Below are 14,231 nucleotides of genomic sequence, written 5' to 3'. Positions count from 1 at the left end.
CAGGGGAAAAAGGCGCGCCCAATGGGCGCGCTCGGCTAACCGGGGTCCGGTGGCCAGCAGTGCGGCGGTACCGCAGTACGGCAGCACGGCAAAACGAACAACCGCGCGAGCATCAACCACGAACGAGTATCCAGCATGACCACGTTGACCTTCCGCAAGCCGAGCGCATTGCCCGGTTTTGGCCTGACACTCGGCATCACGGTGGCTTATCTGAGCCTCGTGGTGCTGATTCCATTGGCGGCGACCTTTCTGAAAACCGCGACGCTCGACTGGGATCAGTTCGTGCGCGCGGTCACGTCGCCGCGTGTGCTCGCGTCGTATCGGCTGACGTTTTTCTCGGCGCTAGGCGGCGCGCTGATCAACGCGGTGTTCGGCTTTCTCGTCGCGTGGGTGCTGGTGCGCTACACGTTTCCGTTCAAGCGTATCGTCGATGCCGTCGTCGATCTGCCGTTCGCGTTGCCCACCTCGGTGGCGGGCATTTCGCTCGCGGCCGTGTATGCGGGCAACGGCTGGATCGGCCAGTTCCTCGCGCCGCTCGGCATCAAGATCGCGTTCACGCCGGCGGGCGTGCTGGTCGCGCTGACGTTCATCGGCCTGCCGTTCGTCGTGCGCACCGTGCAACCGGTGCTCGAGGAGTTCGAGCGCGAGCAGGAGGAGGCGGCCGCGTGTCTCGGCGCGTCGCGCTGGCTCACGTTTCGTCGCGTCGTGCTGCCGGCCGTGTTGCCGGCGCTGCTGACCGGCTTCGCACTCGCGTTTGCGCGCGCGCTCGGCGAATACGGCTCGGTCATCTTCATCGCCGGCAATGTGCCGATGAAGTCGGAGATCACGTCGCTCCTGATCATCACGAAGCTCGAGCAATACGACTATGCGGGCGCGACGGCGCTCGCGGTCGTGATGCTGGTCGTGTCGTTCCTGATGCTGCTGTCGATCAACACGCTGCAGTGGTATCTGCAGCGGCGCACGAGCCGCGGCAAGACGGGATCAACGCCAGTGGCCACGAGCGTCGCCGCTATTGGTGGAGGTGTGCAATGAGCCGCGTTCCGACCCACCCCGCGAGCGTGGCGCGTCGCCCCGATCCGGTCAGCGAGCCGGCGCTCGTGCGCTGGCTGCTGATCGGCCTCGCACTGCTGTTTCTCGCGCTGTTTCTGGCCGTGCCGCTCGCCGCGGTGTTCTACCAGGCGCTGAACAAGGGGCTGCGTTTTTACTTCGAAGCGCTCGCCGATCCGGATGCGCTGTCGGCGATCAAACTGACGCTGCTCACCGCGGCGATCGCAGTGCCGCTGAACCTCGTGTTCGGCCTTGCGGCGTCGTGGTGTATCGCGAAGTTCGAATTCCGCGGCAAGGCGCTGCTGACCACGTTGATCGATCTGCCGTTTTCGGTGTCGCCGGTGATCTCCGGTCTGATCTACGTGCTGATGTTCGGCGCGCAGGGCTGGTTCGGCCCGTGGCTCGAAGATCACAACGTGCAGATCATCTTCGCGGTGCCGGGCATCGTGCTCGCGACGATCTTCGTCACGTTCCCGTTCGTCGCGCGCGAGCTGATTCCGCTGATGCAGGCGCAGGGCAACGACGAGGAAGAAGCCGCGCACGTGCTCGGCGCATCGGGCTGGCAGACGTTCCGTCGCGTCACGCTGCCGAACGTCAAGTGGGGTCTGCTGTACGGCGTGATTCTGTGCAATGCGCGCGCAATGGGCGAGTTCGGCGCGGTGTCGGTCGTGTCGGGCCATATTCGCGGGCAGACCGACACGATGCCGCTGCACGTCGAAATCCTCTACAACGAGTACAACTTCTCGGCCGCGTTCGCCGTGGCCTCGCTGCTCGCGCTGCTGGCGCTGGTCACGCTGGGGCTCAAGCTGCTGGCCGAGCGTCATATGTCGGCGGAACTGGCGGCGGCGCGCGAAGTGCCTGCGTATGCGGGGCCCGTGTCGCCGTCCGGCGCTTCGCAGGCCAATAGCGCGCAGTCCGCTTCTCATTCGGTTTTCGTCAACGCCACGCCTGCGTCGCAGCGACATCCGCTCAAGCAAGGAGAGCTGTAAATGGGTATCACCGTTCGTAACCTGCAAAAGCGCTTCGGCGATTTCGTCGCGCTCGACAACGTGTCGCTCGACTTTCCGCCGGGCGAACTCGTCGCGCTGCTCGGGCCGTCGGGTTGCGGCAAGACGACGTTGCTGCGTGTGATCGCCGGCCTCGAATACGCGGACGGCGGCCGGGTCGAGCTGCAAGGCCAGGATGTCGCGGCGCTCGGCGCGCGTGAGCGCGAGGTGGGTTTCGTGTTCCAGCACTACGCGCTGTTCCGGCATATGACGGTGTTCGAAAACGTCGCGTTCGGGCTGCGCGTGAAGCCGCGCAAGGAGCGTCCGTCGGAGAAGGTGATTCGTGAGAAGGTGCATGAGTTGCTGAAGCTCGTGCAGCTCGACTGGCTCGCGCAGCGCTATCCGTCGGAGCTGTCCGGCGGCCAGCGCCAGCGCATCGCGCTCGCACGTGCGTTGGCCGTGGAGCCGAAGGTGCTGTTGCTCGACGAGCCGTTCGGCGCGCTCGACGCGAAGGTGCGCAAGGAACTGCGCAGCTGGTTGCGTCGCCTGCACGACGATCTGCATATTTCGACGATCTTCGTCACGCACGATCAGGAAGAAGCGCTCGAAGTGGCGGACCGCATCGTCGTGCTCAATCGCGGGCATGTCGAGCAGGTCGGCAGCCCACAGGAGGTGTACGACCATCCGCAGACGCCGTTCGTCTACGAGTTTCTCGGCGCGGCGAACCGTCTGCACGGCAGCGTCGATGCGCAAGGCTTCGTCGTCGATGGCGCGGCGCTGCCGGTCGCGATCGCGGCGGGTTTTAGGGGCCCGGCGTTCGCCTATGTGCGGCCGCACGATCTGCAGTTGTATCCGCAGGCGGCGGGGCATCGCGAGGGCATTGTCGTCGACGTGCGGCGCGTGGTGACGCTCGGCGGTTCGGTGCGCGTCGAGCTCGCCGGTCGCGAGGGCAATCTGCTCGAAGCCGAACTCGATCGCGAAACGTGGCGTGATCTGCAACTCGCGGTCGGCGACGGCGTGACCGCGGTGCCGCGCGCGCTGCGGGTGTTTCCTGCGCAGTGAGACGGCGCCGCCGCTGTGCGGCGCTGTGGACAGGAGAGAACGTATCAGCCGTATCGCGTGGATCGCCTGGCATGTGCGGCTCCAATAACTCAACTCTGGCAGAACCGGAGACACAACGATGAATTTCCAGCAATTGCGCTTCGTGCGCGAAGCCGTGCGGCAGAACATGAACCTGACCGAAGTGGCGAACGTGCTCTACACGTCGCAGTCGGGCGTATCGAAGCAGATCAAGGATCTCGAGGACGAACTCGGGGTCGACATCTTCATCCGCCGCGGCAAGCGTCTGACCGGGCTCACCGAACCGGGCAAGGCCGTGCATCAGTTGATCGAGCGGATGCTGCTCGATGCGGAGAATCTGCGCCGCGTCGCGCGTCAGTACGCGGATCAGGACAGCGGCCACCTCGTCGTCGCGACCACCCACACGCAGGCACGCTACGCATTGCCGAAGGTGATTCGGCAGTTCACGTCGGTGTTCCCGAAAGTGCATCTGGCGCTGCGCCAGGGCAGCCCGCAGCAGATCGCGCAGATGATCATCAACGGCGAGGCGGATATCGGCATCTCGACCGAGGCGCTCGACCGTTTTCCCGACATCGTCACGTTCCCGTGCTATTCGTGGCATCACGTCGTGGTGGTGCCGAAGGATCATCCGCTCGTCGGCCGAGCGAATCTGACGCTCGACGAGATCGCCGAATTCCCGATCGTCACCTACGACCAGGACTTCACCGGCCGCTCGCATATCGATCAGGCGTTCGCGAAAGCGGGTGCGTTGCCCGACGTCGTGCTGACCGCGATCGACGCCGACGTGATCAAGACCTACGTCGAACTCGGCATGGGCATCGGCGTGGTCGCGGCAATGGCCTACGACCCGAAGCGCGACAGCGAACTCGTCGCGCTCGACACGCAGCATCTGTTCGAGGCGAGCACGACGCGTGTCGGCTTGCGCAAGGGCGCGTTCCTGCGCGCGTACGCCTATCGGTTGATCGAGATGTTCGCGCCGCAGTTGAGCGAGGCGGACATCGCGGCGCAGTTGCGCGAGGCGGCTTAGGGCTGCGAGCAGCTTAGGGTGGGACTTGCACCCGTCGTCAATACGTGTGGTGATGAGTGCAATTGGGCACCGCATGAGATTTAAGCCCGCTCGCGCGTTGCGCACGCTCGCGCAAGCCGAACCGGCGTCCGGTCTTCCACGCATGGCGACGCGAAGCGCATCGCTTACAATCGCCGCCATGAATACCTCGACTTCTCCCTCTCTCCCGATTTCCCCCGGCCATAGCACCGCGCCGACGCTGCCGCGCATCGCGGTGCTCGCGACCGGCGGCACGATCGCCGGCGCGGCCCCGGATGCGGCCAATACGTCGGGCTATCAGGCGGGCGTCGTCGGCGTCGATCAACTGCTCGCGGCGGTGCCGGCGTTGTCTACGGTCGCGCGAATCGCGCCCGAGCAGATCGCCAGCGTCGACAGCAAGGACATGTCGCTGCCGCTGTGGACCACACTCGCACAACGCATCAACACGCTGCTCGCGACGGACGACGTAGACGGCGTGGTGGTCACGCACGGCACCGATACACTCGAGGAAACCGCCTACCTGCTGCATCTGACCGTCAAGTCGGACAAGCCGGTCGTGCTGACTGCGGCGATGCGCCCAGCGTCGGCGCTCTCCGCCGACGGTCCGCTGAACCTGCTAAATGCGGTGACGGTCGCCGCGCACGCGGCGGCACGCGGGCAGGGCGTGCTGGTTGCGTTCAACAACCGGATTCACAGCGCGCGCGACGTCGTGAAAACGAGCACCTATGCGGTCGATGCGTTCCAGTCGCCCGAAATCGGCGCGCTCGGCTGGGTGCAGGATGGCCGCGTCGAGTTCCAGCGCGGCGTGGTGCGCGCGCATACGGTCGCGAGCGAATTCGCAATCGATGCGGCGTGGCCGCAGGTGGAGATCGTCACGAGCTATGCGGGCGTGTCGCGGATCGCCATCGATGCGCTGGTGGCCGCGGATGTGCGCGGCATCGTCGTGGCGGGAACGGGCAATGGCTCGATCCACCAGTCGTTGCAACAGGCACTGGCGGATGCCGCGTTGCGCGGCGTGGCGGTGGTGCGCTCGTCGCGCGTGGGTTCGGGGCATGTGATGCGCAACGGCGCGGCGGCCGACGATGCGCTCGGTTTCGTCAGCGCGGGTTCGCTGAATCCGTACAAGGCGAGGGTGCTGCTGATGCTGGCGCTGGCCGCGGGCCACACTGCGCCGGCGGCGTTGCAGAAGGTGTTCGATACGTATTGATTGGCGAATCCGACAGCCGGACACCCGACGACGACGTCTGACCGACCAAGGCTTCCCCGTCACCGACGGGTGCCGCTGCGGACCCCACTTGCCGCTCTCAGCCCAGAGCGGCGCGATTTGCCCGTTGCGCCGCGCCGGCAACCCAAGCTGCCGTGCAACGAACGGGCGCCCCACCTGTGTTCACCGTGAGCTCGCCGATGCCGAAGCGGCAACCGGCGGAATCAACGGCGAGCTGAACTGAAGAGGAAGCACGAAGACTTCAAGCCGCCTTCGCTTCTTCACTGTCCGGCGCCTGCGCGACCTCATGATTCGCCATGATTTCGAGCGCGCGCACCATCGCCGAGTGATCCCACGCCTTGCCGCCGTTCGCGGCGCAGACGCTGAACAGTTGCTGCGCGCTCGCGGTATGCGGCAGCGCGATGCCGAGCTTACGCGCGCCATCGAGCGCGAGATTCAAGTCCTTCTGATGCAACTCGATCCGGAAACCCGGATTGAACCTGCGCTTCGTCATGCGCTCGCCATGCACTTCGAGAATCCGCGACGACGCGAAGCCGCCCATCAGCGCGCGCCGCACCCGCTCTGGGTCGGCGCCCGAGCGCGACGCGAACAGCAGCGCTTCCGCGACCGCTTCGATGTTCAGCGCGACGATGATCTGGTTCGCGACCTTGCAGGTCTGACCCGCGCCGTTGTCGCCGATCAGCGAGATGTTCTTGCCCATCAGCTCGAACAACGGCTTGGCCAGCGCAAAGGCTTTCTCGGGACCGCCGACCATGATCGTCAGCGACGCATCCCGCGCGCCGATTTCGCCGCCCGACACCGGCGCATCGAGATAGTCGACGCCGAGCGCGTTGATCTTCTTCGCGAACGCCTGGGTGTCGAGCGGCGAGATCGAGCTCATGTCGATGACGAGCTTGCCTTTGGTGAGGCCAGCGGCGACGCCGTCGTCGGCGAACAGCACGTTGGCGACGTCCGGCGTGTCCGGCACCATGATGATGACGATCTCGGCGGCCTGCGCGACCGCGGTCGAACTGGCGACCACGCTGGTGCTCTTCGCGATGTCGTCCGGTACCGGATACGCGCCGTTCACGAACAGCGAGTGACCGCCCTTGATGAGGTTGCGCGCCATGTGCGCGCCCATGATGCCGAGTCCGATGAAGCCGATCTTTGCCATGTGTGTGAATCTCCAGGTTGATAGGGGGCGTGCGTTGAGGCTGCAGGGTTCCATCAGGAACCCCAAGGCGCCTCAAGCCGCCGCATGCGCCGCGCCGCGCGCCTGACCTGCCACGCTTTGCACCCAGCCGAGGCCGGCATCGGTCGTCGTGCGCGGCTTGTATTCGCAACCGACGTAGCCGTCGTAGCCGAGCGAGTCGAGCAGCGCGAACAGATACGGATAGTTGATCTCGCCGGTGCCCGGTTCGTGCCGCCCGGGGTTGTCCGCGAGCTGGATATGCGCGATCTGCGCGAGGTTCTTTTCGATCGTCGCCGCGAGTTCGCCTTCCATCCGCTGCATGTGATAGATGTCGTATTGCAGGAACAGATTGTCCGAGCCGACCTCGCGAATCACGTCGAGTCCATCGCGCGAACGGTTCAGCGCGAAGCCCGGAATGTCGTACGAGTTGCATGGCTCGACGAGCAGCCGGATGCCGGCCTTCTTGAGTTCGCGCGCGGCAAAGCGCAGGTTGTCGACGATCGTTGCGCGGGCGGTGTCGGCGTCGACGTTCGCGCCCGGAATGCCGACGAGGCAGTTCAGTTGCGGCACCTTCAGCGCGCTTGCGTATTCGATCGCGCGGCCCACGCCTTCCTGAAACTCGGCGACCCGATCGGGCAGGCACGCGATGCCGCGTTCGCCGGCTTCCCAGTTGCCGGCCGGCAGGTTGTGCAGCACCAGCTTGAGGCGGTTCTGTTGCAGACGTGCGCTCAATTCGGCGATCGAATACGGATAGGGAAACAGGAATTCGACGGCATGAAAGCCGGCGTTGGCCGCTGCCGCGAAACGGTCGAGGAACGGCACTTCGTTGAACAGCATCGTCAGGTTCGCTGCGAATTTAGGCATGGTGCTTTTGTCTCTCAGGTCGGTCAGGGAGTGGCGCGCCGGTCGTGATGAGGCGAGGGCGCGGAGCATGGGCTCCGCCCTCGCGCATCGAGCGCGCTGAATGCTGCGAATACCGCGAATACCGCGAAGACGCAACGCTCAATCGAGCAGGCTGATCGCCGTCGGCGCGTCCTCGCGCTTTTCCGCGAGTTCCTCGAACTCGTTGATCGCGTCGATCTCGGTGCCCATCGAGATGTTGGTCACGCGTTCGAGAATCACTTCGACGATCACCGGCACGTTGAACTCGGCGAGCATCGACTGCGCTTTTTGCAGCGCCGGCTTCAGCTCTTCCGGCTTGAACACGCGAATCGCCTTGCAGCCGAGACCTTCGGCGACGGCGACGTGATCGACGCCATAGCCGTTCATCTCCGGCGAGTTGATGTTCTCGAAGCCGAGCTGCACGCAGTAGTCCATTTCGAACGCGCGCTGCGCCTGGCGAATCAGTCCGAGGTACGAGTTGTTCACGACGACATGCACGTACGGCAGCTTGAATTGCGCGCCGGCCGCAAGCTCCTCGATCATGAACTGGAAGTCGTAGTCGCCGGACAGCGCGACGATCGGCCGTTGCGGGTCGGCCGCGCGCACGCCGAGCGCCGCCGGAATCGTCCAGCCGAGCGGGCCGGCCTGGCCGCAGTTGATCCAGTTGCGCGCCTTGTAGACGTGCAGGAATTGCGCGGCGGCGATCTGCGATAAACCGATCGTGCTTACGTAGCAGGTATCGCGGCCGAACACCTGGTTCATCTCTTCGTAGACGCGCTGCGGCTTCATCGGCACGTTGTCGAAGTGCGTCTTGCGCAGCATCGTGCGCTTGCGTTGCTGGCAATCGGCAACCCACGCGGCGCGATCCTTCAGCTTGCCCGCGGCCTTCCATTCGCTGGCCACTTCGACGAACAGTTCGAGCGCGGCCTTCGCGTCCGACACGATGCCGAGATCCGGGCCGAACACGCGGCCGATCTGCGTCGGTTCGATATCGACGTGCACGAACTTGCGCCCCTTCGTATAGACATCGACGCTGCCGGTGTGACGGTTGGCCCAGCGGTTGCCGATGCCGAGCACGAAGTCGGACGCGAGCATCGTCGCGTTGCCATAGCGATGCGAGGTCTGCAGACCGACCATGCCGGCCATCAGCGGATGGTCGTCGGGAATCGCGCCCCACGACATCAGCGTTGGGATCACCGGCACGCCGAGCGTTTCGGCGAACTTCACGAGCAGGTCTTCGGCCACGGCGTTCAGTACGCCGCCGCCCGACACGATCAACGGCTTGTCGGCATCGTTGAGCAGCGTGAGCGCGGCTTCGATCTGCTTGCGGGTCGCCTTCGGCTTGTAGACCGGCAGCGGTTCGTAAGTGTCGATGTCGAATTCGATTTCGGCGAGCTGCACGTCGATCGGCAGATCGACCAGCACCGGGCCCGGGCGGCCCGAGCGCATCAGATGGAACGCCTGCTGAAACACACGCGGCACCAGCGCCGGCTCGCGCACGGTCACGGCCCACTTGGTGACGGGCTTGGCGATCGATTCGATATCGACGGCCTGGAAGTCTTCCTTGTACAGACGCGCGCGCGGCGCCTGGCCTGTGATAGCCAGAATAGGAATCGAGTCGGCCTGCGCGGAGTACAAACCGGTGATCATGTCGGTGCCGGCGGGGCCCGAGGTGCCGATGCACACGCCGATGTTGCCCGGCTGCGCGCGGGTGTAGCCCTCGGCCATGTGCGATGCGCCCTCCACATGGCGCGCGAGCACGTGGCTGATGCCGCCGGCTTTGCGCATCGCCGAGTAGAACGGGTTGATCGCGGCGCCCGGCACGCCGAACGCGGTATCGATGCCTTCTTTTTCGAGCACCAGAACGGCGGCGTCGACGGCTCTCATTTTGGCCATGAATGTCTCCTCAAGGTCGGGGAATTACGTCGGTTGAGGGACACTGTAGGCCTGCGCCAAAGGTTTGATAAGATCAGTCCGGGTCGCTTATTCCGAAACAAAAAGTATGGAATGACGTGAAGCCCGGCGCACGGCCGGCATCAGCCCGGCAAGAGAGAGGTGGGAGACGAACATGGACCGCTTCAAACAGATCGAAACCTTCGTGCGGGTCGCCGATGCGGGCAGTCTCGCGGCGGCGGCGCTGGAGGAAGGGGTGTCGCCGGTGATTCTCGGGCGGCGCATCGATGCGCTCGAGAAGCGCCTCGGCGTGAAGCTGATGTATCGCACGACACGGCGGCTCGTCGTCAGCGAGGACGGCGCCGCGTTTCTCGAACGCTGCCGCGGGGCTTCTCAGCGAATGGGATCAGGCGGAAAACGAACTGAGCGCGGGGCGCCGCGCGGTGAACGGCCATCTGATCGTGTCGGCGCCCGCCGCGTTCGGGCGTAAGCACGTCGCGCCGCTCGCGCCTGCATTTCTGCGCGACAAACCCGAGTTGCAGATGTCGTTCAATCTGACCGACCGGGTCGTCGATCTGGTGCGCGAGGGCTACGATCTGTCGATCCGCATCGGCGGCGCCGTCGATCCGAACTTCGTCGCGGTGAAGCTCGCGTCGAACCGGCGCGTGGTGTGCGGTACGCCCGACTATTTTCGCCGTCACGGTAAGCCGAAGACGCTCGAGGATCTGCCGGCCCACAACTGTCTCGCGTTCAATCTGCAAGGCGGGCAGAACCGCGGCTGGTATTTCCGCCGCAACGGCAAGCTCGCGACGGTGCGGGTGGGCGGCTCGCTCGACTGCAACGATGGCGAACTGCTGCATCGCTGGGTTTCGGAGGGGCTCGGACTCGGCTGGCGTTCGACGTGGGAAATCCAGCGGCAGCTCGCGCGCGGCGAGCTCGAAACCGTGCTCGACGAATATGCGCTGCCCGATTACGACATTCTTGCGGTCTATCCGCAGCAGCGCTTCGTGCCGGCGCGCGTGCGCTATTTCATCGACTATCTGAAAGACGTGTACGCGAGCGACGACTACTGGAACCGGCCATCGTACTAGCTGGCGAGCGGGGCGCGCAGGCGATCGCGGTCTTTCTTGCGAATGCTCGCCTGAGTCGGGAATAAACTCGGTCGATGGCCAGTTCTGCTGTGAAAGACACGTCAGGAACGACACTACGCGGGACGCGCAACAGCGACCCGCACGACGCAGCCGCCATGCCCTTGGAGGGGCCCACGTGGTCCAGACCGATTCAGACGCCGATGCCGATGCAGCGAAAAGCCGCCGCTTCCAGCAACTGGCGTTGCCGCATCTCGACGCCGCGTACAACCTCGCGCGCTGGCTGTGCGGCAATCCGAACGATGCCGAGGACGTCGTGCAGGAAGCATTCATGCGCGCGTTCCGCTTCTTCGATACGTTTCGCGGCGACTCTGCGCGGCCGTGGCTGCTCGCGATCGTGCGCCGCACCTGGTACACGGAATGGCGCCGTCGCGCGCCGTCGCACGACAGGCTCGAATTCGACGAAACGATGGACGACGCGACCCTCGACGGCTGGAGCGCGGGCGGCGACGATCCCCAGACGCTGCTGATCCGCGACGAGGATGCACGCCAGGTACACGACGCGTTGGCGCGTTTGCCGGTCGAGTATCGCGAGGTGCTGATCTTGCGCGAGCTCGAGGACATGGGATATCGGGACATCGCGGTGGTGGCCGATGTGCCGATCGGTACGGTGATGTCGCGGCTCGCGCGTGGGCGGCGCAAGCTGGCGGAGGTATTGATGGCGCAGCAGCGAGGCGGGGGGAGGTCGGTTGGCGGGGGGCGCAAAGGCGGGCAGGGTGACCGGCGCGGGTCGACGCAAGCGCCGCTGGAGCAGGGGGCGCAGTCCGGGCGAGTCGTGCAGTCGGCGGCAGTCGCGCCCTCGGGGTCGTCCACGCCCTGCGCGGCGTCCGACCGGCCACCGCGAAGTTCCGGCGACGGCCGCGCGGCATCATCGGCGGTCGTGCCCGCCACCGCAACAGTGACGCAACTCCGGGCGTTTGCCGACGGCCGGCCCCTCAACATTCCCGGCGCTGCCGCCGACCCCGCTCAGGAGACGCCGGATGGACTGTAACGAAGCTCGGCCGCTCCTCGAGGCGAATGCCGATCACGAACTGCCGGCACCCGATGCGCGCCGGGTCCAGCAGCATATCGAGAGCTGCGACGACTGCCGGCGCGCGAGCGACAACCTGCGCGCGCTGAGCGGCGCGCTGCGCGCGGGGCCGTATCATCGGGCGCCGCAGTCGTTGCGGGCGCGGATCGTGGCGGGCTTGCCCGGCGCGGTCGAGGGAGGAACTGCGGGGTTGGCCACGACGGCGGCGCCTGAAGATGCGGAGGAGGAGTCTACCGGCAGCGCTAGCGCCGGAATGACCGACATGGCGACGTACGAACCTCAGCGTCAGCGTCGTTGGGCGCGGCGGCCCGCGTGGCTCGACCGGTGGCTCAGTGGCTTCAGCGGTCCGGGTCGCTCGGGCGATTCACGCGGCCGGCTAATCGGCGTCAACGGACCGCATGCCGCCGGCGGCGCCAACCGCGTGGTCGCGCGCGGCGGTCTCGCGGTGCTCGTGATCGCGCTGTGTGTGGCCACCGCTGTCCTGACGCTGACGCTGACGCTGCGCCGTCCCGCCGAATTCACGCCATTCACCGACGAACTCATCGAAAGCCATGTGCGCGCGCAGGTTTCCGGCCGCGACATCGACGTAATTTCGACCGACCGTCACACGGTCAAGCCATGGTTCAACGGTCGGCTCGACTATTCGCCGCCGGTCGAGGACCTCGCGGCGGCCGGCTTCGCGCTGGAGGGGGGCCGGCTCGACTACCTCGCGCACCAGCGGGTCGCGGTGCTCGTGTACCGCTACGGCAAGCACGTGATCGACGTGTATGTGTTTCCGCAGTCCACGACGCATGGCATTGACGGCGCGGCGCCGGCATCGCTCGCCCACGACGGCTATTCGATCGCGCACTGGGACGCGGCGGGCATGACCTGGTGGGCGATCTCGGACGCCGCACCCGATGCGCTCAAGGGACTCGAAGCGGCGCTCAGAGCGCGTTTGCAGAGCGGCAGCCAGCGCACGGAAGCGGGTTGAGGGGCAAGGACGGCCCGACTTCCGCGACCCCCACCCTAAGGTCTTGAAAACACATCCGATTCCGCCGCCGAATCGGCGGAATTCCTTGCAACCCGTCCCCATTCGGGTTAGACTCTTGGGCTTCTCACTTGCCGCACCGGTTCCGACGCCCGGGCGGCTTCTATCCAAAAGTCAGCACAAGGAGTGTGTAATGCGTCATTACGAAATCGTCTTTATCGTGCATCCCGATCAAAGCGAGCAGGTGCCCGCCATGATCGAGCGTTACAAGGGCACGATCACGTCGCACGGTGGTCAGATCCACCGCGTCGAAGACTGGGGCCGTCGCCAACTGGCCTACATGATCGAGAAACTCGCGAAGGCTCACTACGTCTGCATGAACATCGAGTGCGACCAGACCACGCTCGACGAGCTGGAACACGCATTCAAGTTCAACGACGCCGTTCTGCGTCACCTCATCGTCAAGATGAAGAAGGCCGAAACCGGCCCGTCGCCGATGATGAAGGAAGTGCAGCGCGAAGAAGCCAAGAAGTCGGCAGCAGCTCAGCCGACCGAAGCGCAGGCTTAAGACTCATTATTTAAGCTGCCAGACACGCAGCGTCGCTCCGCTCACGTACACGAAGACATAAACAGGTACATGAACCGGCTGCAACTTACGGCGAGCGTCGTCGAACGCGAACCGGTGCGGTACACCCCCGCCGGCGTTCCGATTGCCAGCTGCACGTTGTACCACCGCACGGAAGTCGTCGAGGCGGGCATTGCCCGTCAGGTCGAACTGACCATGCAGGCGGTCGCCGCGGGCGAAGCGAGCGGTAAGCTCGAAAACTGTCAGATGGGCGTCGAAACGCTCTTCACAGGTTTTCTGGCTAAAAAGCACCGTAACGCGCGAACTCTGGTATTTCACATCACAGCATTGCAGGACATTGGAAAGGACTAATCATGCCCCGCCCGACTGGTAAGAAATTCGACAAGCGTCGTCAGCAACAGAACCCGCTCTTCAAGCGCAAGAAGTTCTGCCGTTTCACGGCTGCTGGCGTCGAGTACATCGACTACAAAGACATCGAAACGCTGAAGGACTTCATCGGCGAGAACGGCAAGATCACGCCGGCACGTCTCACGGGTACCAAGGCGCATTATCAACGCCAGCTGGACACGGCTATCAAGCGCGCACGTTTCCTCGCGCTGGTGCCGTACACCGACCAGCACAAGGCCTAACCCGACGACGCGATAAGGAGCATCCGAATGCAAATCATTCTTCTGGAAAAAGTCGTCAATCTGGGTAACCTCGGCGACATCGTGAAGGTCAAGGACGGTTACGCACGTAACTTCCTGATCCCGAACAAGAAAGCTCGCCGTGCAACGAAGGAAGCCCTCGCTGAATTCGAAGTGCGCCGCGCAGAACTCGAAAAGCACGCCGCTGAAAAGCTGGCAGCCGCTCAGGCTCAAGGCGAAAAGCTGGCAGGCCAGACCGTTCAGATCAAACAGAAGGCTGGCGTCGACGGCCGTCTGTTCGGCTCGGTGACGAACGCTGACATCGCCGAAGCGCTCGGCAAGCAAGGCTTCGCAGTGGAAAAGGCGCAAGTGCGTCTGCCGGAAGGCCCGCTGAAGATGGTTGGCGAGCACCCGGTTCAGGTTTCGCTGCACACCGACGTTCTCGTCGATGTGACGGTGGCCGTGATCGGCGAGCACGTCTAAGCCGACCGCATCTAAGCATCAGGCAGGATCAGCCAGCGTATTGCTGGTGAAGAGCAGGG

Annotated in this window: 14 protein-coding genes and 1 pseudogene; 12 read left to right on the top strand and 3 right to left on the bottom strand. The window is 64.9% G+C overall.

Going from position 1 to position 14,231, the window contains the following annotated elements; translation table 11 throughout:
* The first annotated feature begins 135 nt into the window (after window positions 1-135).
* The 5 genes from cysT to OKW38_RS10700 all read left to right on the top strand — a co-directional run bounded on the left by cysT (window position 136) and on the right by OKW38_RS10700 (window position 5,365).
* Window positions 136-1,032, top strand: coding sequence for a sulfate ABC transporter permease subunit CysT (gene cysT, locus OKW38_RS10720; protein ID WP_429361360.1), 897 nt, complete (start codon window positions 136-138; stop codon window positions 1,030-1,032).
* The gene (gene cysW / locus OKW38_RS10715) at window positions 1,029-2,036 is read left to right on the top strand and encodes a sulfate ABC transporter permease subunit CysW (RefSeq protein WP_429361358.1); all 1,008 of its coding nucleotides are present in this window, start codon (window positions 1,029-1,031) and stop codon (window positions 2,034-2,036) included. The genes cysT and cysW overlap by 4 nt, the downstream gene beginning before the upstream one ends.
* A complete protein-coding gene (locus OKW38_RS10710) occupies window positions 2,037-3,095 on the top strand; it encodes a sulfate/molybdate ABC transporter ATP-binding protein (protein ID WP_429361357.1) in 1,059 nt (352 codons plus the stop codon).
* A 118-nt stretch (window positions 3,096-3,213) separates the two neighbouring features.
* The gene (locus tag OKW38_RS10705; RefSeq protein ID WP_090804544.1) at window positions 3,214-4,140 is read left to right on the top strand and encodes a CysB family HTH-type transcriptional regulator; all 927 of its coding nucleotides are present in this window, start codon (window positions 3,214-3,216) and stop codon (window positions 4,138-4,140) included.
* A 178-nt stretch (window positions 4,141-4,318) separates the two neighbouring features.
* Window positions 4,319-5,365, top strand: a complete 1,047-nt coding sequence (locus tag OKW38_RS10700) for an asparaginase (RefSeq protein WP_429361355.1) — start codon at window positions 4,319-4,321, stop codon at window positions 5,363-5,365.
* 259 nt (window positions 5,366-5,624) lie between these two features.
* Here OKW38_RS10700 and OKW38_RS10695 read toward each other — a convergent pair whose 3' ends face one another.
* The 3 genes from OKW38_RS10695 to gcl form a co-directional block, all read right to left on the bottom strand.
* The gene (locus tag OKW38_RS10695) at window positions 5,625-6,536 is read right to left on the bottom strand and encodes a 2-hydroxy-3-oxopropionate reductase (RefSeq protein ID WP_429361353.1); all 912 of its coding nucleotides are present in this window, start codon (window positions 6,534-6,536) and stop codon (window positions 5,625-5,627) included.
* Between the two features lie 72 nt (window positions 6,537-6,608).
* On the bottom strand, window positions 6,609-7,418 hold the full coding sequence (otnI, locus tag OKW38_RS10690; RefSeq protein ID WP_429361351.1) for a 2-oxo-tetronate isomerase: 810 nt from the start codon (window positions 7,416-7,418) through the stop codon (window positions 6,609-6,611).
* A gap of 138 nt (window positions 7,419-7,556) precedes the next feature.
* Entirely contained in the window at window positions 7,557-9,332 is a 1,776-nt protein-coding gene (gene gcl, locus OKW38_RS10685; RefSeq protein ID WP_187613692.1) for a glyoxylate carboligase, read from the bottom strand.
* A gap of 172 nt (window positions 9,333-9,504) precedes the next feature.
* On the opposite strand from gcl, the pseudogene OKW38_RS10680 reads away from it, so the two are divergent.
* From OKW38_RS10680 to rplI, 7 genes and pseudogenes are all read left to right on the top strand, one after another.
* Window positions 9,505-10,420, top strand: a pseudogene (locus OKW38_RS10680) (LysR substrate-binding domain-containing protein).
* Window positions 10,421-10,595: 175 nt separating this feature from the next.
* Complete coding sequence (locus tag OKW38_RS10675; RefSeq protein WP_429361350.1) at window positions 10,596-11,468, top strand: RNA polymerase sigma factor; 873 nt, start codon at window positions 10,596-10,598, stop codon at window positions 11,466-11,468.
* Window positions 11,458-12,480, top strand: a complete 1,023-nt coding sequence (locus OKW38_RS10670) for an anti-sigma factor family protein (RefSeq protein WP_429361348.1) — start codon at window positions 11,458-11,460, stop codon at window positions 12,478-12,480. The genes OKW38_RS10675 and OKW38_RS10670 overlap by 11 nt, the downstream gene beginning before the upstream one ends.
* 190 nt (window positions 12,481-12,670) lie before the next feature.
* A complete protein-coding gene (rpsF, locus tag OKW38_RS10665; protein WP_090804556.1) occupies window positions 12,671-13,045 on the top strand; it encodes a 30S ribosomal protein S6 in 375 nt (124 codons plus the stop codon).
* Window positions 13,046-13,114: 69 nt separating this feature from the next.
* A complete protein-coding gene (gene priB / locus OKW38_RS10660) occupies window positions 13,115-13,414 on the top strand; it encodes a primosomal replication protein N (protein WP_090804558.1) in 300 nt (99 codons plus the stop codon).
* Window positions 13,415-13,416: 2 nt separating this feature from the next.
* On the top strand, window positions 13,417-13,692 hold the full coding sequence (rpsR, locus tag OKW38_RS10655; RefSeq protein ID WP_013588504.1) for a 30S ribosomal protein S18: 276 nt from the start codon (window positions 13,417-13,419) through the stop codon (window positions 13,690-13,692).
* 27 nt (window positions 13,693-13,719) lie between these two features.
* Window positions 13,720-14,172: a 50S ribosomal protein L9 gene (gene rplI / locus OKW38_RS10650; RefSeq protein WP_090804561.1), complete on the top strand. Its 453-nt coding sequence runs from the start codon at window positions 13,720-13,722 to the stop codon at window positions 14,170-14,172.
* The last annotated feature ends 59 nt before the right edge of the window (window positions 14,173-14,231 follow it).

The organism is Paraburkholderia sp. MM5496-R1, from assembly GCF_050436205.1.
Taxonomy (GTDB): Bacteria; Pseudomonadota; Gammaproteobacteria; order Burkholderiales; family Burkholderiaceae; genus Paraburkholderia; species Paraburkholderia tuberum.
This window is presented reverse-complemented; position numbering and strand designations above follow the sequence as displayed.

What these genes read in the sequence shown, in the direction of transcription:
- OKW38_RS10700 (WP_429361355.1), top strand. Translation starts at nt 4,319, where the DNA reads ATGAATACCTCGACTTCTCCCTCTCTCCCGATTTCCCCCGGCCATAGC.
- OKW38_RS10670 (WP_429361348.1), top strand. Translation starts at nt 11,458, where the DNA reads ATGGACTGTAACGAAGCTCGGCCGCTCCTCGAGGCGAATGCCGATCAC.
- rpsR (WP_013588504.1), top strand. Translation starts at nt 13,417, where the DNA reads ATGCCCCGCCCGACTGGTAAGAAATTCGACAAGCGTCGTCAGCAACAG.
- priB (WP_090804558.1), top strand. Translation starts at nt 13,115, where the DNA reads ATGAACCGGCTGCAACTTACGGCGAGCGTCGTCGAACGCGAACCGGTG.
- rpsF (WP_090804556.1), top strand. Translation starts at nt 12,671, where the DNA reads ATGCGTCATTACGAAATCGTCTTTATCGTGCATCCCGATCAAAGCGAG.
- OKW38_RS10710 (WP_429361357.1), top strand. Translation starts at nt 2,037, where the DNA reads ATGGGTATCACCGTTCGTAACCTGCAAAAGCGCTTCGGCGATTTCGTC.
- rplI (WP_090804561.1), top strand. Translation starts at nt 13,720, where the DNA reads ATGCAAATCATTCTTCTGGAAAAAGTCGTCAATCTGGGTAACCTCGGC.
- OKW38_RS10705 (WP_090804544.1), top strand. Translation starts at nt 3,214, where the DNA reads ATGAATTTCCAGCAATTGCGCTTCGTGCGCGAAGCCGTGCGGCAGAAC.
- cysW (WP_429361358.1), top strand. Translation starts at nt 1,029, where the DNA reads ATGAGCCGCGTTCCGACCCACCCCGCGAGCGTGGCGCGTCGCCCCGAT.
- cysT (WP_429361360.1), top strand. Translation starts at nt 136, where the DNA reads ATGACCACGTTGACCTTCCGCAAGCCGAGCGCATTGCCCGGTTTTGGC.
- otnI (WP_429361351.1), bottom strand. Translation starts at nt 7,418, where the DNA reads ATGCCTAAATTCGCAGCGAACCTGACGATGCTGTTCAACGAAGTGCCG.
- OKW38_RS10695 (WP_429361353.1), bottom strand. Translation starts at nt 6,536, where the DNA reads ATGGCAAAGATCGGCTTCATCGGACTCGGCATCATGGGCGCGCACATG.
- gcl (WP_187613692.1), bottom strand. Translation starts at nt 9,332, where the DNA reads ATGGCCAAAATGAGAGCCGTCGACGCCGCCGTTCTGGTGCTCGAAAAA.